19 protein-coding genes are annotated in these 21,442 nt (G+C 26.5%); 8 read left to right on the forward strand and 11 right to left on the reverse strand.

The features are described from left to right. Window positions 1-199 precede the first annotated feature (199 nt). Window positions 200-1,237 carry a selenide, water dikinase SelD gene (gene selD, locus I4V63_RS07745; protein ID WP_196000724.1) on the forward strand — a complete coding sequence of 346 codons (1,038 nt, stop codon included), beginning with the start codon at window positions 200-202 and terminating at the stop codon, window positions 1,235-1,237. A 160-nt stretch (window positions 1,238-1,397) separates the two neighbouring features. Here the strand turns inward: selD and yedF are convergent, their stop codons facing one another. The 5 genes from yedF to I4V63_RS07770 all read right to left on the reverse strand — a co-directional run bounded on the left by yedF (window position 1,398) and on the right by I4V63_RS07770 (window position 4,596). Continuing rightward, window positions 1,398-1,994 carry a sulfurtransferase-like selenium metabolism protein YedF gene (yedF, locus tag I4V63_RS07750; RefSeq protein ID WP_196000725.1) on the reverse strand — a complete coding sequence of 199 codons (597 nt, stop codon included), beginning with the start codon at window positions 1,992-1,994 and terminating at the stop codon, window positions 1,398-1,400. Between the two features lie 22 nt (window positions 1,995-2,016). Further along, a complete protein-coding gene (yqeB, locus tag I4V63_RS07755) occupies window positions 2,017-2,808 on the reverse strand; it encodes a selenium-dependent molybdenum cofactor biosynthesis protein YqeB (RefSeq protein WP_196000726.1) in 792 nt (263 codons plus the stop codon). A 2-nt stretch (window positions 2,809-2,810) separates the two neighbouring features. Further along, a complete protein-coding gene (gene yqeC / locus I4V63_RS07760; RefSeq protein WP_196000727.1) occupies window positions 2,811-3,569 on the reverse strand; it encodes a selenium cofactor biosynthesis protein YqeC in 759 nt (252 codons plus the stop codon). Between the two features lie 191 nt (window positions 3,570-3,760). Beyond that, window positions 3,761-3,958, reverse strand: coding sequence for a hypothetical protein (locus tag I4V63_RS07765; RefSeq protein ID WP_196000728.1), 198 nt, complete (start codon window positions 3,956-3,958; stop codon window positions 3,761-3,763). Window positions 3,959-3,972: 14 nt separating this feature from the next. After that, on the reverse strand, window positions 3,973-4,596 hold the full coding sequence (locus I4V63_RS07770) for an HAD family hydrolase (protein WP_196000729.1): 624 nt from the start codon (window positions 4,594-4,596) through the stop codon (window positions 3,973-3,975). A gap of 173 nt (window positions 4,597-4,769) precedes the next feature. On the opposite strand from I4V63_RS07770, the gene I4V63_RS07775 reads away from it, so the two are divergent. Then, entirely contained in the window at window positions 4,770-5,375 is a 606-nt protein-coding gene (locus I4V63_RS07775) for a hypothetical protein (protein ID WP_196000730.1), read from the forward strand. A 156-nt stretch (window positions 5,376-5,531) separates the two neighbouring features. Here the strand turns inward: I4V63_RS07775 and I4V63_RS07780 are convergent, their stop codons facing one another. Then, window positions 5,532-6,986 (reverse strand): glycogen synthase, encoded by a 1,455-nt coding sequence (locus I4V63_RS07780; protein ID WP_196000731.1) that lies wholly within the window; start codon window positions 6,984-6,986, stop codon window positions 5,532-5,534. Between the two features lie 310 nt (window positions 6,987-7,296). Here I4V63_RS07780 and I4V63_RS07785 point away from each other — a divergent pair, with 310 nt between their 5' ends. Beyond that, window positions 7,297-7,491, forward strand: coding sequence for a hypothetical protein (locus tag I4V63_RS07785; RefSeq protein WP_196000732.1), 195 nt, complete (start codon window positions 7,297-7,299; stop codon window positions 7,489-7,491). A gap of 41 nt (window positions 7,492-7,532) precedes the next feature. On the opposite strand, the gene yjeM is transcribed toward I4V63_RS07785, so the two are convergent. Continuing rightward, the gene (gene yjeM, locus I4V63_RS07790; protein ID WP_196000832.1) at window positions 7,533-9,053 is read right to left on the reverse strand and encodes a glutamate/gamma-aminobutyrate family transporter YjeM; all 1,521 of its coding nucleotides are present in this window, start codon (window positions 9,051-9,053) and stop codon (window positions 7,533-7,535) included. Between the two features lie 420 nt (window positions 9,054-9,473). Between yjeM and I4V63_RS07795 the strand changes: the two genes are divergently transcribed. Together I4V63_RS07795 and I4V63_RS07800 are read left to right on the forward strand one after the other, a co-directional pair. Further along, window positions 9,474-10,202: a phosphatase gene (locus tag I4V63_RS07795; RefSeq protein ID WP_196000733.1), complete on the forward strand. Its 729-nt coding sequence runs from the start codon at window positions 9,474-9,476 to the stop codon at window positions 10,200-10,202. Window positions 10,203-10,529: 327 nt separating this feature from the next. Continuing rightward, the gene (locus I4V63_RS07800; RefSeq protein ID WP_196000734.1) at window positions 10,530-10,844 is read left to right on the forward strand and encodes a hypothetical protein; all 315 of its coding nucleotides are present in this window, start codon (window positions 10,530-10,532) and stop codon (window positions 10,842-10,844) included. A 79-nt stretch (window positions 10,845-10,923) separates the two neighbouring features. Here the strand turns inward: I4V63_RS07800 and I4V63_RS07805 are convergent, their stop codons facing one another. The 3 genes from I4V63_RS07805 to I4V63_RS07815 form a co-directional block, all read right to left on the reverse strand. Beyond that, entirely contained in the window at window positions 10,924-11,964 is a 1,041-nt protein-coding gene (locus I4V63_RS07805) for a M42 family metallopeptidase (RefSeq protein WP_196000735.1), read from the reverse strand. A gap of 235 nt (window positions 11,965-12,199) precedes the next feature. Next, window positions 12,200-15,355 (reverse strand): SNF2-related protein, encoded by a 3,156-nt coding sequence (locus I4V63_RS07810; protein WP_196000736.1) that lies wholly within the window; start codon window positions 15,353-15,355, stop codon window positions 12,200-12,202. A 280-nt stretch (window positions 15,356-15,635) separates the two neighbouring features. Further along, on the reverse strand, window positions 15,636-17,972 hold the full coding sequence (locus tag I4V63_RS07815) for a TIM-barrel domain-containing protein (RefSeq protein ID WP_196000737.1): 2,337 nt from the start codon (window positions 17,970-17,972) through the stop codon (window positions 15,636-15,638). A 139-nt stretch (window positions 17,973-18,111) separates the two neighbouring features. On the opposite strand from I4V63_RS07815, the gene I4V63_RS07820 reads away from it, so the two are divergent. Together I4V63_RS07820 and ytaF are read left to right on the forward strand one after the other, a co-directional pair. Beyond that, window positions 18,112-19,008, forward strand: a complete 897-nt coding sequence (locus I4V63_RS07820; RefSeq protein WP_196000738.1) for an AraC family transcriptional regulator — start codon at window positions 18,112-18,114, stop codon at window positions 19,006-19,008. A gap of 311 nt (window positions 19,009-19,319) precedes the next feature. Next, entirely contained in the window at window positions 19,320-19,958 is a 639-nt protein-coding gene (gene ytaF / locus I4V63_RS07825) for a sporulation membrane protein YtaF (protein ID WP_196000739.1), read from the forward strand. Between the two features lie 121 nt (window positions 19,959-20,079). Here ytaF and I4V63_RS07830 read toward each other — a convergent pair whose 3' ends face one another. After that, a complete protein-coding gene (locus tag I4V63_RS07830) occupies window positions 20,080-20,724 on the reverse strand; it encodes a pentapeptide repeat-containing protein (protein ID WP_196000740.1) in 645 nt (214 codons plus the stop codon). 162 nt (window positions 20,725-20,886) lie between these two features. Between I4V63_RS07830 and I4V63_RS07835 the strand changes: the two genes are divergently transcribed. After that, window positions 20,887-21,429, forward strand: a complete 543-nt coding sequence (locus I4V63_RS07835) for an NADH peroxidase (RefSeq protein WP_196000741.1) — start codon at window positions 20,887-20,889, stop codon at window positions 21,427-21,429. Window positions 21,430-21,442: the final 13 nt, after the last annotated feature.

The raw sequence follows: 21,442 nt of genomic DNA on the forward strand, positions 1-21,442 counted from the left end.
TATAAAAGCTATAACTTTATACATTTAATACTCTTTATACTAAAACACAACTATTTATATTTTTCATATTATTTTTTTAGTCCTATATCCCTATACCATAATTAAATAAATTCTTCCATATATATTTATAATTTTTCATTTTTTATTTATAATAGTTCTATATAAAAAATATTTATTTCTTAATTCGAAGGGAGAAAAAATGGGGAATACTATTAAATTAACTGCCTTAACTAAAACTTCTGGATGTGCTGCTAAAATAGGCCCTGGAGTTTTAGATTCAGTATTAAAAAATCTACCTAAATTTGAAGACTCAAATCTTATGGTTGGTTTTGATAAAAAAGATGATGCTTGTGTATATAAAGTAAGTGAAGATAAAGTCCTTATTCAAACTGTTGACTTTTTCCCTCCTATGGTTGATGATCCTTACATATTTGGACAAATTGCTGCTACAAATGCATTGAGTGATATTTATGCTATGGGTGGTGATCCTGCAATTGCAATGAATTTATTATGCTTTCCATCTTGTTTAGATTCATCAATAATGCATGATATTTTAGCTGGCGGATACAGTAAGGTATCTGAATCTGGTGCAATTGTTAGTGGTGGTCATACTATTGCAGACCCTACTCCTAAATATGGACTTTGTGTAACTGGATTTGCTCATCCTAATGAAATCCTTACTAACAGTAATGCTAAAACTGGTGATGTCCTTGTTCTTACTAAACCCTTAGGCATAGGTATTTTAAATACAGCAACTAAAGCAGAATTACTATCTTATGAAAAAATTAAAGAAGTAACTAATGTAATGACAACTTTAAATAAATATGCTAAAGATTCTTTAAAAAACTTAAATGTTAATTCTTGTACAGATATAACTGGATTTAGCCTAATAGGTCATGGGTATGAAATGGCAAGTGGAAGTAATAAAACTATTGAGTTCTACTCTAATTCAATACCTCTTATTACCGATTCTCTAGAATATGCTAGAATGGGAATTATTCCTGAAGGAATGTATAACAATTTAGAATATTTAAAGAATACTTTTGACTGTTACTCCTCTGTTACTCAAGAAATGCAAGATGTACTCCTAGACCCTCAAACTTCTGGTGGTCTACTTTTATCAATGCCAGAAAAAGATGCTTTGGAATATATATCAAGAATGGAACTCCATAATCCTTGGACAAAAATTATTGGTACTGTTACTGATAAGCAATCACATTCAATAATAATAAAATAATATACAATTAAAAAGTCAGCATAATACAAAATTTTTCTATTATTTATAGTAAATAGAATATTCTAAATTATGCTGACTTATTATTTAACCTTATATTTTTATATACTAAATAATATTTTTTAATATTTTTATTCTAATATAATTCATTAATCTTCTATAATTATATAGTTATCACTTTTGATACCTGTTTCATAACATTTGTTATATCATACATGTTACTAACTTTTCCTACACCTAACACGTCTTCTAAACCATAAAAATTAAGGCAAGCACCACAAACTAACATTTCTACTCCTTTAGCTTCTAAAAGTTTTAAATGCTCAATTGCTTGCTCATTTAAGGTTGGAACTTTCACGCCTCCATTCATAAATAAAATTGAACTTGGCAAGTCTTCACCTTCAGAAATAGTATATAAGAACATCTTCATTAATGATTTACCTAACTCATCATCTCCACTGCCAATGGTTTCTTTATTCATAAATACAGCCCAATTTCCTAATTCTTTTTTCTCTTCTAATTTATTTAAAATATCCTCACATTCTTCACATCCATTAGAAAATTCAACTTTAAAGTTACCTTTATCCTGTATAATTTTTATTTCAAACCCTTGATTTTTTGCAAGCTTTTTTAAGTTTTCAACAGCAATTTTATTATCTACTTCAATTTCAAAAAAATTAACTCCAGATTCTATTTCCTTTTTAGCCATTATCACTGGTATTGGACAATTCTTTCCCTTAGCATCTATAAATTTTTTCATAACTTACTCCCTAATCTTTCATTTATTTATTCTTATTACTCATATACATTATTGCTTCTAATACTCCACCACCTATAGATCTTGCTTTATCTGAAATTGTAAAACAATGATCTCTTTCACATCGTGGATCAATATCTCCAGCCTTCATACCTTTAAACACTTCAATATTTTCTTGTAACATTCCTCTTACTATTCCATCAATTTGCGCTAAAACTTCTTCTTCATCTACATAAGCCACTACTTCACCTTTTTTAACAAAATCCCCTATTTTAACAATTGGCTTTATTTTACCATTTGCTGAAGCTCTTATAATTCTTTCTTTAGTATATCCACCAATGTTACCTGGAACCCCTGTATTTGGTATAGCACTCCCCTTCTCTATAACTTTACCTAAATAGTGACCTCTTTTAGTTTCAACTACTAAATCACAGTCAACCTGTGCTTCAAATCCTGGCCCTACTCCAATAACTATCGGTGCATCATCTATGCTTGTACCTAAATTTTTCTTTGCAATTATAGAATCTACAACTACATTAGGCTTTAACTTTGATACAATTTCTGCTTTTTCATCAATTATAATTGGTATATTACCTTTACTTATCGCTTCATTTATCTCATCTATACTATTAACCTTAACTCCTTTAATTCCTTCAATAGTTATTTCATTATCAAATATAGCTTGAGAAAAAGCTACTGTTCTTCTTACGGTTGTAGGTTTCTCTATTTCTGTCATTATAATATCAAATCCACTTTTTCTTAATCTGTATGCTATACCACTTGCTAAATCTCCTGCACCTTTAATCACTATTAGCATCTCTACACCTCATTAAACTCTTTATAACTTGTAATTATACTTTTTATATTGTTTTGCTGCAAATATTCACATATTTCTTCTGCTAACTCTAACAATTCCTTGTTATCTACCTTATTAATCACTGCTCTATAAACAGCATTTCTACATTCATTGACTCCTTTTTTTTGCCCATCTTCACTACTTAATAAAATAGCTATATCTTTAGGTTTAATAACATAATTGTCATTTTTCTTTAATATATTACAAACCTGCTGTGGCCTATGGCATGTTTCCTTTATGCTTTTATTTAATGAGTCTATTCCAGCAACCCCAACAACCATTGTAGTATTTTTTAAAATAACAGGTTCATGGCTTGCTGGCGCCTTAAGAGGTAACATTTTTGCTCCATCAGCTTCAATTATTAAAAAATCACATAAATTTATTAGAGTCTCAGCTATATCTTCACCAACACTTGAAATCTTATCATTTTTTTCTTTAATTCCTACTGTAACCAAATTATATGTTTTTAATCTTTCAATTATTTCATTGACATCACCTTTAAAATCAATACAATCCTTTGGCATATGCATATGTGTTGTAGTTGTAACTAAAACCTTTTTACCTAAATCACTTAACTCCTTTGCCAATGTGTAAACAGATGTTGTTTTTCCCCCTCCACCAACAAAGGAAATAATACTCTTTTCCTTTAAATTCATTCCTAAAGCTTCATATAAATATCTTTCTTTTCTTATTGAATTATTTTCATAACCATAAATTTTCATATTAATTCCTTACATTTCACTTTATTTAATAATTTATTAAAATATTTTTAACGCTTATTCGCATTATATTTTCCCCTTTATTATACAAAGTTTTACTTGTTTTATAAATACTTAATAATAAATTAAATAATTCCTATAAATATTAGTATCTTTATATAAAAATAAAAGCCACCAAATTAGGTGACTTTTATTTATTCTTCATATAAGTTATCTTCAATTATTTTATTAGCCAAAATACCAATGTTTACTTCTCTTATATCCATATAAACATCAATAATTCTATCTACTAAAGTTACTTCTACATATTCAATGTCTTTTCCATCTTCATCCTTATAAGTAATTATATCATATGTTATTATATCTTCTTTTAGTTGTTTTTTACTTATCATTTGCTTCTCCTTAATTATATTATTTTTAACAATTGATCAAAAGAGTCTATTGAATTATAAAACTCCTCTACATTTCCAAATCCATATTTTGCAAATATAAAAGGAACATTAGCAAATTTCGCTGCATTTGCATCACCTTGGGTATCCCCTACATAAACAGGATTTTTTAAGTTATTCCTCTCAACTATTAGCTTAATATTTTCACCTTTAGGTAATCCTGTTCTTCCAGGACATTCATAATCAATAAAGTATTTATCTAATTTATGTGCTTTAAAGAAACATTCTATGTAACCATCTTGACAGTTACTAACTATAAATAGTTTATAATTTTTTGATAATTCCTTTAATGTATCTTCTAATTTATCATATAGTGTTGCACCATAATCTCTTAAATATTCATTTTCATATTCACAACATTCTTTTATTACTTTAAGTTGCATTTTAGCATCTAGCTCTGGTAATAAAATACTTGCTATCTCATCCAATAATTTTCCCATACATGGCTTTAAGTCTTCAACAGTTACTTCTTTACGCTTTAAATTATATTTTGCAATTATACTAGTCCAAGTTTTTGCTACTTCTGCAGTTGAATCCCATAACGTCCCATCTAAATCAAATATTATTCCATCAAACTTCATTTTATCCTCCTAGTATATCTTTTTAATTATTATATCATCTTTTCATATTATTATCATTATTAGTTATATCTACTTTAAATAAATTTAACTAAGCAAACCAAATATATGGTTTAAATATGTAACATATGTAAAAGTAAGTTAATAAAATATATTGTAATAACGGAGGTAAGCTTATGAGAAAAAATAAAAATAAACTCTTACATGCATTAATTAAATGTTGGAATCAAATAGCTATTAGCGATAAATCTTTAATAATTATAATGTTTATACTTTTACTTCAATGTATCTATAATTTATTTATGCCTGAACCTTCAACAAATAGTGGAATATCTATTAGTGTTATCATACGTACTACTGTTGCTTCTATTTTTGGTTACTTTTTAAGCGAAAATTTTTTAAAACACGAAGTTATAAAGAGCAGTGATTCTAACTCTCCAATAATCGTTACAATAGATGAAGATGAGTTAGACGATAAAGAGGATAAAGAAAAGTATCTAAAAGACGAGGATAGAAATTGTAAAATTGAAAGTAAAAATAAATCCAATAACCTTTCAACGGATTTAAAATATTACATTTGCAATAAATCTTTTCAAGTTATTGTTGCTTTATCAGTTTGTGTAATTGCTTTATCTTCGCTAATTATAGGATATGATTTCAACCTAATTCCTGAAGAAGCCAATCCATCTATAATACAATTTAGAGACTTAATAAGTAGCTGTGTAGGATTTTTATTAGGATGTTCAAGGAGTAATTCAAACAAAAATTCATCAAATAAATAAATAAAAAGCCACAACATATTTTAATACATTGTGGCTCCTTATTATAATATTCTATTTACTACAACTCTTGCTTATATTAATACTAAGTACTTATATTCCTTAAAATCTTCTATAAATAACATTTAATTTCTACAACTTTAGAATATCATAATACTTTTACCATTCACCCATTAATTTTCTATAAAGCCCAGCATACTCTTGTGCTGAATTTCTCCAAGAATAATCTTTTTCCATTCCTCTAAATGCTATACCATTCCATTTATCTCTATGATCAAAATAAATATGTTTAGCATAATTAATTGTATTAAGCATTTCATGAGCATTATAATTTGCAAATGAGAAGCCTGTACCACAATCAGAATATATATTAAATGGTTCAACAGTATCTCTTAAGCCACCTGTTTCTCTAACTATAGGAACGGTTCCATATCTTAATGATATAAGTTGTGTTAAACCGCAAGGTTCAAATCTAGATGGAACAAGCATTGCATCAGCCGCTGCATATATCTTATGAGCTCTGTTATTTGAAAAATAAATATTGCCAGATACCTTTCCTTTTAACTTCCACTCATAATATCTAAACATATCTTCATATCCTTTATCACCAGTTCCAAGGACTACCAATTGAGTGTTATCATCTACAATTTTTTCTATTACTCTAGCAATTAAATCTACACCTTTTTGATCAGTCAATCTTGATATTATACCTATCATAAATTTATTATCATTTTCTTCTAATCCTAATTCGTGTTGTAATCCTCTTTTATTATATAATTTATTTTCTATAAAACTATATTTATTATATTTACTGAATATTTCATTATCTGTTTCAGGATTATACTCATTATAATCAATACCATTTAATATTCCATAAAGATCTCCTGACTTTTGGCATACTACTCCATCAAGTCCTTCACCATAGTAATCATTTTGTATCTCATTTTTATAACTATTACTTACAGTAGTTATATAATTTGCATAAACCATTCCACCCTTTAACATGTTAGCTTCCTTATTATATTCCATATCAGTAGGTCTAAACACATAATCTGGGAAATTAGTTATTTTTTGAAGAGTGTTAATATCCCAAATTCCTTGGAATCTTAAATTATGGATTGTCATTATAGTTTTTATATTATCGTAGAAATGATTATCTCTAAATATTGTGTGTAAATACACAGGTAATACCCCTGTTTGCCAATCATGACAATGTATTATATCTGGTCTAAAATCTATACTTGGTAAAATTGATAATGCTGCCTTACTAAAGAAGCAGAATTTTTCAATGTCAAATCTAGTATCTCCATATGGAGTATTTCCTCCAAAATAACGTTGATTATCGATAAAATAAAATGTAATTCCATCATATTGTGTTGTCAATACACCAACATATTCACTACCAGTGACTTGTCCTAGATCCATATAAAAATGTGTAATATATTTAAAATCACTTCTGTAGTGCCATGGTATACATGTATAATTTGGTATCACAACTCTTACATCAAACTCTTCTTTTGGAAATGATTTAGGAAGCGATCCTACAACATCTGCTAGTCCACCAGTTTTAATAAATGGTACACATTCAGAAGCGACAAATAATATTTTTTTCATCTCAAAATTCCTCCCGTTTTTAATCTGTTCTATCCTATATTATGTTATTTAAATTTAATATTAATTTTCTCAAATTCTAATAATATTTTACCATATTCCCATATTTTTGAAATAGTTTATTGTTATATTTACGAATAAAATTTCTGTAAACCTTTCTAAATAACATTTTAATTAATTTTATTGTCTTTTTTTGATTAGTTGGTAATTTTTTACTTATATAAAACCAATTTTGTACTAATATATATTCTATGTTATAATTATATTGAAATAATTTTATTTCAACACTTTACATTAAAAGGATGGGATTATTATGAGAAATAATGCATATGAAATCATGAAAGAAATGTGGTCAATTGATGAGGAAATTCAAAAACTTACATCCGATTTAAAGAAAACAGCTCAAATTACAGAAAGAGAAGTATTAGAACGACGTATAGATTCATTATATGCTGAATTTTTGAAATATAAACATTTACTACAAGATATTCAAGTTACAGGCCTATAATAAAAAAAAGTACCAAACAACTTCGTTTGGTACTTTTTTTATTATGCTACTTTATCTATTGAATCCTTATTTCTTCCATATCTTTTCTCATATCTAGAAATTAAGAAGAAAGCAATTAATCCAAATACTATTGGTCCAGCTAATTGGAATCCAGTAGAAACATAATCTTTAGTTTCAATTGCTGGTTGTAATATTGTAAATATGTTAGCAAATCCAACCGTACAAGTTACTATTATAGCCCATATTGTTGCAACTGTTTTACTTTTAAAGAAAATAAAAGGTTTATCTATACTATCATTTTTCTTAAAGTAAATAAATGCAATTGATAAGAACATAGTTGGTATTGTCATTGCTACATTTCCCATAAGTATTAAATAATCTAAGAAACTAGAAGATTTTCCACCTGTTATAACTGCAATTATAATAATAGCTACAACCGCTATACATTGCATCCACATTGCATTTACAGGCATACCATTTTCATTTATTGCAGTCCATTTTTCTGGCCATATCTCCTTTGGAGTACCTTCTATTAATTGTTTTAATGGCGAATAAATTAATGTAAAGAATGCCCCCAATAAAGCTAAGAACATTGCTAATCCAATATATCTAGCAAACCAAGTACCCATTATCTCAACTCCATGTGGAGATAATCCAAATACTTCACCTAACCTAACTCCTAAGTTTTTAATAACCACATATGCTACATTTGCCATTCTTACATCAGGATTTGAAAGTACCTCTTGCCAATTAGTAAATAAACCAACCATCAATATTGCTAAAGAGTAACCTACACCAATTACTATTGCTGAAATTTTAATTCCTTTTGGAAATGTCTCATTAGCATTTTCTGTTTGGTCAACAAGTCCACCGACTGCTTCTAATCCTCCATAAGCAAATATAGCAAATACTAAAAATCCTAATACTGCTAAAACACTTCCATAAGCTGGATTAGGTGAGTGTGCAAATTCAGATAAATTCAATGGTTGTGCTGCTTGAAAACCATTAGCAAAAAATACTATTAATGAACCAACTATTAATAGTACATTTGCACTTGTTACAAATATACCTCCAATAGATGCAACTTTTGAAATACTATTCAAACCTTTTGATGATAAGAATGTAATTAATATAACAAACATTGCTCCTAAAATACCCAATGTTTGTGAAGAAGTAAGTCCAAACAATGACCAAGTAGATGTTTTATCAGTTCCAAATATCAAATTAGAAAGCGGAACCCATATAGATGATGATACACTAACCATCCAAACTATATATGATGCGAACCACATAAATGTACCAATAAATGCAAACTTTCTACCAATAGACTTTTGCATCCAAACATAAATCCCACCTTTTTCTTCTTTAAATGCTGCTCCAAATTCAGCCATCATAAATGCATAAGGAATAAAGAAGCATATAGCTCCAAAAATATACCATGGAATTGCTGAATATCCCATAAGGAAAAATGCCCTTGGAATATTATTAAATCCAAATACTGATGTAAAAATCATAAGTATTAATGCAATTAAAGTTAGTTTACCTTTATTATTACTCATAATATTTCCTCCCTAGTTTAAGTAAGCTATTTTTCATATTATAGCTTTTTTGTCGAATTTTATTTCACAATATATATTATCATAATAACTTCATTCTTTCCACCCTATTTTTTTACAAAATAGCACATTTTATATGATTAAATTAAACTTATACTATTTGACACTTATTTTATTTAAATAATATTTAATATATATATATAAATTTTATCATATTATCATTTTGCTTTATTGTACTAAACTATTAAATTGTTAAATTATTTTTTAAACTTTTCTTTTCACTTATTATAATTTCATTTTTTATATAAATTAAACATTTAATTTTAATTTCCCATTATTTCTTTCTTTTATTGAAGTTTAACTCAAAAATAAATATACTTTAATTATAAGTATATTTACTTTAATAATACGACAAAGGAGAATTTTATGAATTACTTATCTGATTTGCATACTCATACTATAGTGAGCGGACATGCATACACAACCCTTATGGAGAATATTAACTTTTGTTCAGAAAAGGGTATTAAAATTTTAGGTACATCAGAGCATGCGCCTACTATGCCTGGAGCTCCACATTACTGGTACTTCGGTAATCTAAAGGTTCTTCCAAGAATAATAAATGGAGTGCTAATTTTAAAAGGATGTGAGGCTAATATCCTTGATGTTGATGGTAATCTTGACATGCCTAACGACGCTATAAAAAACTTAGATTATATGATTGCTTCTTTTCATGAACCTGTATTTGAACCAAAATCTTTAGAAGAAAATACTAAATCTATTTTAAATACAATAGATAAGTATGAAAAAGTTGAAATACTAGGTCATCTTGGAAACCCAAATTATAAACTTGATTATGATGCAATTGTTAGAAAAGCTAAGGAAAAGGATATTATGATTGAAATTAATAACAGTTCTTTATCTGGAACATCAAGAATTGGAAGTAATGTTAATTGTGAAAAAGTTGCACAGCTTTGTAAAGAACATGGTACTAAAGTTATTTTAACTTCTGATGCTCATATTAATTTAAAAATTGGTGATTTTTCTAATGGAATTGAATTATTAAAAAAAATAGAAATGCCTAAAGAGTTAATCATGAATGATCCTGATAAATTAATTTCTCACCTAAAAAATAAAGGCAGATTACAAGATTTATAATATAGTAATCTTATAACTAAAGTCCTTCTTAGATTTATTTATATAAATTTATGATAATTATAAAAATTAGCTGATATGAAAATGATATACTCTCTTTATAGTAGACAGTTAAAATAATAAAAACTGTTACTATGAAGAGAGCATTAATACATATATAGACTTATATTACTTATTTTTTTGGTCTATTCAAAAAAACGTTTCATTTTTAATCTTAATCTTTCCATATAATTTTTATATGGTATAATTCCATAAACGATATATATATATTCAAAGAATATTTTTTTAAATATTGCTATTATAGCTATGTTTGCTTCTCAAGGAAAGATTTTGATTCAAAATTATCACGTATTACTAATTTTATTAGCTCCAATTTTATTGTTCTTTATAATTAATTTTATATTTGGAAGATTAACAAGTAAGATTATTAAACTAAATTATGAAGATAGTGTTTCTCTAAATTTAACTACTCTTGCTAGAAATTCTCCTATAGCACTAGCTATTGCTGTAGCAACCTTTCCAGATAAGCCATTAATCTCCTTAGCTCTTATTATAGGCCCATTAATAGAATTACCTATATTATTTTTAATTTCTAAAATTTTATTGCTTATAAAATCTAAAGAAAAATCATATTTATATAATTAAATTTAGGCTTGAAATATAAAATAGCTCACTAAGACATTTAAACCTTAGTGAGCTTTAAGCATATTTATTTTTTTTAATATTATATTAAATATGCACTCAATAACTTTATTGTATTTTCAAGAGCATTTACATGAGTTCTTTCCATACCATGAGAAGCATGAACCCCTGGTCCAATAAGTGCTCCTCTAATATCATTTCCAGCTCTTAAGGCTGCACTGACATCTGAACCATACATTGGATATATATCTACAGAATAACTTAAATTGTTTTCTTTTGCTAAATTAATTAATTCAGTAGTCATATTATAATCATATGGCCCACTAGAATCTTTAGCACAAATTGATACATCATATTCTGTACAACTTAAATCATCACCTATACAGCCCATATCCACTGCTATCATTTCACTAATATCAGAAGGAATAGATGCTGAACCATGACCAACCTCTTCATATGTAGAAATTATAATTTTCACAGTATTTTTAGGTTTTAAATTTTCTCTATGCAGCATTTCTAACAATGCAATTATAGCTGCAACACTTCCTTTATCATCAATAAACCTTGATTTAATAAATCCACTTTCTGTTATTGTAGTCTTTGGATCAATAAAAATAAAATCTCCAACTCCAATACCTAACTTTTCAACATCCTCTTTACATTTTACAACTTCATCAATTCTTACTTCCATGTTCTTTTCATCTCTTGGTTTAGATTTACTATCTTCAAAAACATGAGCAGCTGGGCTAGTACTTAAGAATGTACCAGAATAAAGTTTTCCTTCTCTAGTCCTTATTGTACAATATTCACTATCTAATGTAGGTAAAATAGGTCCACCTAATATTGTAAACTTCAAATTTCCACTTGGTGTTATTGATCTCACCATTGCACCTAAAGTATCTACATGTGCACACATTCCTATTGTTTTTTCATTGCTTATTCCTTCAACTGTAATTATTCCGCACCCTTTATTATTTCTTTCAAATTTATGTCCAAAAGGCTTAATAATCTCTTCAATCCTCTCCATTATTTCAAAACAAAATCCAGTAGGACTATTAAATTCTAATATTTCTTTTGCTGTCTTTAATAAGAATTCCCTATTAACACTAAAATTACTTTTCATTTTCTCCCCCTAAAAGTCAATATTATTTTTTATATTATTAATATTATCATATTTAGCCTTAATCTAGTAAATTTTACTTAATTTTATTTATCTTCTTTACCGCACACAGAAATATCCTTAATATTAACTCAATTTATGAATTAATATTAAGGATATTTTATTAATATATTACTGTTTAACTATAACTTATAACTTATTAATTTATAATATACTCTTCTTATAAAACTATAAGTCTTTATTTAAATAAATCTAAAATTTCTTCATTTGTTAGCTTTGAAATATTATTTATATTTAAGCTATCATCACTTATTACACTATTAATTATTTCTCTCTTATCTTCCTGTAATTTTATAATATTTTCTTCTATGGTATCTTTTGCAATTAGTTTAATAACTTCAACTATATTTTTTTGCCCTATTCTATGCGCTCTATCAGTAGCTTGGTCTTCAATTGCAGGATTCCACCATGGATCCATATGCATTACAAACTTTGCAGATGTTAAGTTTAATCCTGTTCCTCCTGCTTTTAATGAAATTAAAAATACCTGTGGTTCTTCACTTTCATTAAATTCGTTAACTAATCTTACTCTTTCCTTTGCACCTATTGTTCCATCAAGATATTTACTTTCAATTCTTCTTGCACTTAATTCTTTTCTTAGTTTTTTTAATACTGATGTAAATTGTGAAAAAACCAATATTTTGTATTTACTTTCAATTACATCATCAATTATATCAATAACTGTATTAAATTTCCCATTTTTCCCCTCATAATTTTCATCTACTAGTGATGGATCAAGACATATCTGTCTTAATCTTGTTAAGTAAGAAAAAATAGTAATCTTATCCTCTTCACCATTTTTAATATTTAACTTAACATCTTTCATATAACTTTTATAAGCAAGTTTTTGCTCAGGTGTCATTTGAACATAATATTTCTTTTCAATTTTTTCTGGCAATTCAAAAATAACATCTCTTTTCAATCTTCTTAATATAAATGGATTAATAAGAAGTTTTAATTCTTTTAGTTCATCTTCATCTCTATTCATAAATTTTTCTTTAAAAGAACTGTCATCAAATAAATATCCTGGCATTATAAAATCAAAAATTGACCATAATTCAATAAGAGAGTTTTCAATAGGAGTTCCTGTTAAAGCAAATTTAACTTTTGCATTTATTTCCTTAATAACCTTAGTGTTTTGTGCTTTAGGATTTTTTATATTTTGTGCCTCATCTATTATACAATAGTCAAAAACTTCATTTTCATAAAAACTTATATCATTTTTTATTGTGCCATAGGTTGTAAGCAATACATCAAATTCATTTATGTTAATTAATATTTTTTCCCTAGCATTTTTACTTCCATGTACTATTCCTACTTTTATATCTGGAGCAAATTTTTCAAACTCAGCCTTCCAATTATATAAAAGTGATGTAGGTGCAACTATAAGGCTTTTTTTATTATTTTCTTGTAAATTTTTCTCTTCTAATAGAAATGAAATAATTTGTATTGTTTTCCCTAATCCCATTTCATCAGCTAAAATTCCACCAAACCCTAAATTGCTTAAGGCCTTTAAATAATTTATTCCAACTAACTGATAATTTCTTAATTGACCTTTAAATCCTTTCACTTGGCTTATTTCCGTCTCATTACGATTAGATAGTTTATCTCCTATAGCTTTGACTATTTTTTTCCCTCTAATAAACGATAAATTATTTCCTTCAATACTATTTTCTAAAAATAAAGCTTTATTTTTATCTACTTCTAATATTCCTTTACTTAAGTCTTTTCTATAAGATAAATTATCAAGCATAGTTAAAAAATTATTCATACCAATATCTTTTAAATTAATTAGCCTACTTTTTTTACTTTTATAATACTTCTTTCCATCTTTTAATGCCTCTAAAATATCCTTATACTCACTAAAATCAATATCCTCTATATTAAATTTAAAGTATAAGTTGTCCTCTTCACCTTCAATTATAGCTTCTATATTATTCGAATTTAGTAAATTAGATTTTTCAAAGCTTTTATTAAAAATTACTTTCGAAATTAAAGTAAGCTCATTTATTCCTTCACTTAAAAATTCATAGTATTCATCATCATTTCCAATAAAAATATAATATTTATTTTTCTTTATAAATCTTAACCTTTCAAGTCTTCTATCAATTTCATCCTCTAAGGTTAAATCTCTAAAGAACTCAATACTATCATTTTCTAAAATATTTATCTCTTTGCCAAAATAGCTTATGGTTGCTTTGCACTTAACTAATTCATTTTCTGTAAAAAAACTTAGCTTAGGATTCCAAAATCTTCTGCAAATTCTCTTTATTCCTTCTGATAATACAACATCACTACTAATTTCACTTAAAACTTTTATTACTTTTATTAATTTATTACTTTCTTTTGAATATTCTATCTTTCCTTGTTTTTTAAGCTCTTTCCAAAATTCAAAATAAGAGTTTGAAACACTAATACTTGGTAAATATATTTTCCTATCATAAAGAAAAACATCAAACTTATTACTTAAAGGTATAGGCAGCTTCTTTTTAGTAGTAAGATTAACAATTTCATTTTCTAATTTTAAAGTAAAAGACAGTGGTAAATTTTCTTTATATACAAAAGTTTCATAATTAATATAATCATAATTTAATTTTATTTTTTTATCAGTACTAACTAATGATAAGAACTCTCTAATGTCATTATTTTTTAACCTTAAATATTTGCCTTCGATTATTTTAATTTCATTATTTTCTTTAAATCTATCTATTACAAATAATAAAAGTTGTTTATCCCTTTCAGAAAAATACATATTATATGGATTAAATAAAAATTCCCCATTAATCCTTAACTGGCTTTTATTTTCTATAGCATAAAAAAATTCATTTATTTTAGTCACTAAGTAAGTAGTCCCTTCACCAATTCTAAATTGAATATCAAACATAAATATATTTTTTTCTTTGATACTTCTTATATCTAAATCCAATTTTATTTCTTTTTTATAATTATCTGAAATATTTTTTTTCTTTGGTATGATATTATCACTTTTATTGCTTTTTTTTATTTTATTCTTAGCCACTATATAAAAGGAAAATATGCTTGCTATTATATGTTTACAAACATAATTATTTTTGTATTTTGAAAATTCTTTATACGTATTACATGTACAAGTTGCACCATCAACCTTTTCATTTTTCAAATTATATTTTATATGACAACTATAGCTTTTAGAATCATCATCTTCTTTTACCTTTGAATATATATGATAAATACCCTCAATGCCTTTACTTGTAATTCCTGTTACTAATTTTGACTTATAAATTTCTTTACCTTCTTTAATGCTAATATTTGATCCTAAAGCCAATACTGCATCTAATAGCTTTCTTAAGTTCATATTTTCACCTCGTTATCTTAAAGTAATAAATTATTATAACATATCTTACCCTTACAGTTAACTCTACTCTTACTAATTAAACTTCTAAATTTTATATCTACCTGTAAAATACTTTTATTTTTTTGTGAGTAATACAAGGCATAATTTTTCTTACATAAATATTATTACTTTCTTTCAAGCATAAAAAGTACGAGGTTTATAAAAACCTCGTACTTTTTAAATTTAAGGTGGAAATTTATAAAATTACAAATTGCTATAAAGCATTGTAAGATTAACTAATTTATAATTTAAGTTTAAACTTATTATCTTTTAATTTAACTTCATTTCCATTAAAGAATACTTTTTTACTACAATCAAAATTATGAACCATAACTTCAATTTCCTTATAGACTTTTTCATATCCTATTTTTTCCTTCATTTGTATATTTAATGATTCTCCTAACTCAAAGTCAAATTCATACTTATTAAATTTACCTTCTTTATAATCAAAGCTTTCCCCATCATCAAAGAAATTATTATAATATCCAATACCTTTTTTATTAGATAAGTAAATATTTAAATTTAAACATTCGTTATCTTTTTCACCTATATAATTTACATCTTTGCTAGTTGGTATAATTGACATTGCTTTAATATAAACAGGACAAATATCTAAAGGTGCTTCTTTAATAATATATTGCCCCCCCTCAAATTCTGTTCCTGTCCAATAATCAATCCAACTATTTCCTTCTGGGAGATAAACTAACTTTTGCCTTGATCCTTGTTCAACCACTGGTGAAACTAATATATTATCACCAAATAAGAATTCATCATTAATTTCATATGTCTTTTTATCATTTTGATAATTATATAATAACGGTCTTATAATTGGAGCTCCATTTTCCTCACATTTGTACATCATATCATATAAATAAGGAATAAACTTATATCTTAATTTAATATATTTTCTATTAATTTCCTCTGTTTCATTTCCAAATGCCCATGGTTCCTGCTCTCTACTACCAATAGTAGAGTGATTCCTGAACAATGGTGTAAATGCACCAACTTGCACCCATCTACTTAAAAGTTCCGCTGTACAATCATGTCCAAAGCCTCCAACATCAGTCCCACAAAAAGCCATTCCACTAAGCCCTAAATTCATTAGCATAGGTAAAGACATTCTTAAATGTTCCCATGTACTTTGATTATCACCAGTCCAAACTGTAGCATATTTTTGCGTACCAGCATAACATGCTCTAGTTACTACAAAAGGTCTTTTACCTGTAAATTTTTTAATGCCAGTATAAGTTGCTTTATCCATCATATGTCCATAAATATTATGAATTTCTTTATGAGTAACTAATGTACCATCATTATCAAAAGTTATATCGTCAGGTAATGGTCCATTAAAGCTAGCCGGTTCATTCATATCATTCCAAATTCCTGCAACTCCTGAATCAATCATTATTTTTTGATTATTTGCCCACCACTTTCTAACATTTGAATTCATAAAGTCTGGGAAAACAGAATCTCCGGGCCACACAACATTTTTATATACTATTCCATCTTTATCTGTTGCAAAATATCCATTTTTTATACCTTCATCATAAATCTTATATCCTTTATCTATCTTTACACCTGGATCAATTATTGTTACAACTTTAAATCCCATTTTCTTTAATTGCTCTGTAAATTCCCTAGGATTTTTAAATTTTTTATTATCCCATGTAAATACTCTAAAACCATCCATATAATCAATGTCTAAATAAATTGTGTCACATGGTATATTCTTTTCCCTAAAAGTTTTGGCAATTTCTAAAGCCCGTTCTGCCGGTGCGTAAGACCATCTGCATTGCTGATACCCTAATGTCCAAAGTTGTGGTAATGGTGTTTTACCTGTTAAATTAGTATATTCATCTACAACCTTACTAACTTCTGGCCCATAAATAAAGTAATAATCCAAATTCCCATCCTTTGCTCCAAAATAGTAATAATTTGAATTTTCTTTTCCCATATCAAAATGACTTTCAAAATGATTATCAAAGAAAATACCACATGCTTCTTTATCCTTCATTGTAATTAAAAATGGTATAGATTTATACAACTGTGTATAGGTTTCTCCATGTGGCGTTGGATCATCTGTATTCCAATTTCTATAATGATATCCTTTTTTATTTAATGATCCTGTTCTTTCTCCCAACCCATAAAAGAACATATCATTTTCCATAACTTTTGATACATATACCTTGTACTCTTCGTGCCCTTCCAATTTATGTCCTTCTTCAGCAGCTAAAGAAAACTCTGCCCCTAATCTTCTAAAAGGTTTTCTTTCTTCCCTAAAGTCTCTACATAATGCTTCTCCATTTAATTTAAATATATCAACTTTAAAATCATCGTAAATTCTAATATCTAATAATTTAGTTTTTACATTTAAACATCCTTCATTTTTTTGTACACTAAACTCAATATTTTCACACTTTAAATTTTCTACTGCTTTCGAATTTCTTTCTTTTCTAAAAAATGGAGCAAAAAAGTTTACTACTGCTTCATTAATCATAGTAACAGTACATTGAATATCTTTATAATTTACTAATATTAAATTTTTATTTACTTCATAACTTAATATTTTTCCAACCATAGTACCTCTATCCCCTTTATAACAATTGAATTATTCTATTTAAATACTACTATTATGATGTTATTATAGTAGTTAGAAATATAAAATACTTGCAGCATACTATCACTAAATAAAACAATACTGCTATACTGGAGATAATATGGATAAATTAGATTTTACAAGACTAAAAGAAAATACTACTCATGGAAATTTTATTTTACCATTTTCTATATATAAAGGCACTATAAGTCCAACCTTTCCTTCTATTCCTGTTCATTGGCATGAAGAAATAGAAGTTATTATAGTTATAGACGGAAGCTGTCATTATAGGATTGATTTAGATTCATTTATAATTAATAAAGGGGATATATTAATTGTAGGACCTCAAAGACTTCATTCTTTTTCTTTAATTCAAGATAATACAATGACTTGGATATCATTTGTATTTAATATGGATATGCTTAAAAGTTTAATTACTGATGGTGCATTACTTAAATATATATCACCAATTTTAAATCATAAACATGCACTTCCCAATTTAATAAACACACACACACCTTGCTATAATGCTCTATTTAACTTAATAGAAAATATAGTATACTGCTACTATGAAAAAGATATTGCATATGAACTTGAATTAAAATCATTTTTATTTAGTTTCTTTGCGATCCTTTATAAAAATAATTTAATAGAACAACAAATTAATAAGAACTTATTAACCGTTAATACTACTGATAAAATTAAAGCAGTATTAAATTATATTAATGAACATTATACTGAAGATATTTCTATTAGCACCTTAGCAGCTCTTTGCAATTATAGTGAATATCACTTTATGAGATTTTTTAAGAAGAATATAGGTTTAACTTGTATTCAATATATAAATAATTATCGCTTAGAAAAAGCATCTATTTTACTTACTTCATGTAACAATGCAATTATGGATATTGCCTTAGAAGTAGGATTTGATAATTTATCATATTTTAATAAACTATTTAAAAGAAAATATAACTTAACACCAAAGGAATTTAGACTATTAAATAGCAATTTATCTTAAAAAATAAATGAGATGTGTAATTATAATTTACATATCTCATTTATTTTAATCTACATATTTTAACGATTCAACTATTTGAACACTTTTCAATTTATAGTACATTTCAAAACTTACAAACAATCTAAATAGACACCACTACAAAACTAATTGTGTATTTACTTCTTCTAGATGGATTTCTCAATTATTCCCAAATTAACTTATATAAATATTTTACGTCATTTATTAGATTTTAAAAGATTTTTTTGTCTAAGTAACTAACTTTTTATCTTTGAATATACTAATTAATATAATTATGAAATAAGGAGTAACATATGTTTATATTTTCTTCTATTTTGTTAGCATTTTCAGCAAGTTTGGACAGCTTAATTATTGGGATTGCTTATGGAATAAAAAAAATTAGAATCAAATTTAGTATAAATATAATAATAGCATTAATAGTTACTTTAGGTACATTTTTATCTATGCTTCTTGGTGCTATATTAGGCAAATTCATCCCTGGGTATATCTGTAATTATATAGGTGCAATACTTTTAATTGCAGTAGGTATTTGGATGACAATAGATTATTATAAAGATCAAAAATCACTTTGTAGTGACACACCTGATAGTGATGATATAGATAATGATTTAATAGATTCTTTAAATTATGACGAAATATTAACTAAAAACAAAACAGCAGACATAGATGGTTCTGGTAATATCGAATTAAAAGAAGCTGTTTCTCTAGCATTAGCTTTAAGTATAAATAATTTTGCATTAGGTATTGGGGCAAGTATGTCCGGAATCAGTATTCCTCTTACAACTGTTTTTACATTTATATTTAGTGTTTTAATTTTAATAGTTGGTTTAAAAATAGGTAACAGTTTCCTTTCTGAAATTTTTGGTAAATACTCTGGATTATTATCTGCATTAATAATAATTTTAATGGGTATTTTCCAACTAATTTTCTAACTTTTAAAGTAATTAATAAAATAATTTTAAAGATAAAAAAGAAATATTATATCTACGAAAATCAAGAAAATTTTCCATTGATATAGTATTTCTTTTTTTAATCTTATCTTAAATTAAATATTTATACTAATTCTTTTTTTATCATTCTTATAATATAACTTATTGTATAAAAATCTCTATCAATTTTTGACTTAATTTTATCAAATCCTTGAATCAATTCACTCTCGCTAAAATTTTCTAATAAAATCATTAATGTTAATGTGTTAATTCCACCATCTTTAGTATCAAATATTCTTGAATTTTTAACAAATTTATTTTCCATGAAACCTTGTAAAGCAGTATTTAATTCAGTGCTTAACTCCATTACTGGCATTTCATCGAAAATTCTTACACCATCTAATTCTTTATTGAAATTTATAGTCTTTTCTAATTTACATCCTAAAAATATTGTATTTTCGAATATGGCTTCTTTAAAATCTGCACCATCTAAATTTGCACCCTCAAAAATAGCATTTTTGAATTTTGCATTTTTGAATTTGCTATTTTTTAAATTAGTTCCAATAAATTCTGTTCCTTCAAAACTTCCCCTAATAAAACTACAAGTTTTAAAATGAGCGCCTCTAAAAGTTGCAAAATTAAAATTAGAATTTGCAAAATTGCAATTATAGCAATTACTTCTTTTAAAGTTTTTATACATAAAGTTCTTATCTTTTTTTTCTATATTATTATAATGAAAATTTTCGCTTCCGCTATTGTCTTTTGCCATCTTTTTCTCCTCTTACTATATAGTATATCCTACAATCTTATATACTTTTAGAACAAAAGTCAATTATATTTTCTATATTTTTCAAATGAATATTAAATTTTATGTGAGAAATAATAATATAGATGTTTATTATTGAAATAATATTAAGGAGGTTTTTTTTAATTGAAAAAATTTATTTGTACAATATGTGGGTACGTTCATGAAGGCGATACACCCCCAGAAGTCTGTCCAGTATGTAAAGCTTCAGCTAGTAAATTTGAAGAAATGAAAGGTGATATGGCTTGGGCTGATGAACATAGAATTGGCTTAGCTGAAGATGTTGATCCAGAAATTATTGAAGGCTTAAGAGCTAATTTTACTGGAGAATGTACAGAAGTTGGTATGTACTTAGCAATGTCACGTGCTGCAGATCGTGAAGGTTATCCAGAAGTTGCAGAAGCATATAAAAGAATTGCTTATGAAGAAGCTGATCATGCTAGTAAATTTGCAGAAATGTTAGGTGAAGTTGTTTCACCAAGCACTAAAGCTAACTTACAAGCAAGGGTAGAAGCTGAATTTGGTGCTTGTGATGGAAAGAAAAAACTTGCTACATTAGCAAAACAACACAACTTAGATGCTATCCATGATACAGTTCACGAAATGTGTAAGGATGAAGCAAGACATGGAAAAGCATTTAAAGGTTTATTAGATAGATATTTTAATTAATAATTTATTTTAA

The organism is Clostridium sp. 1001271B_151109_B4 (assembly GCF_015670405.1).
In the GTDB taxonomy this organism is placed as follows: domain Bacteria; phylum Bacillota; class Clostridia; order Clostridiales; family Clostridiaceae; genus Clostridium.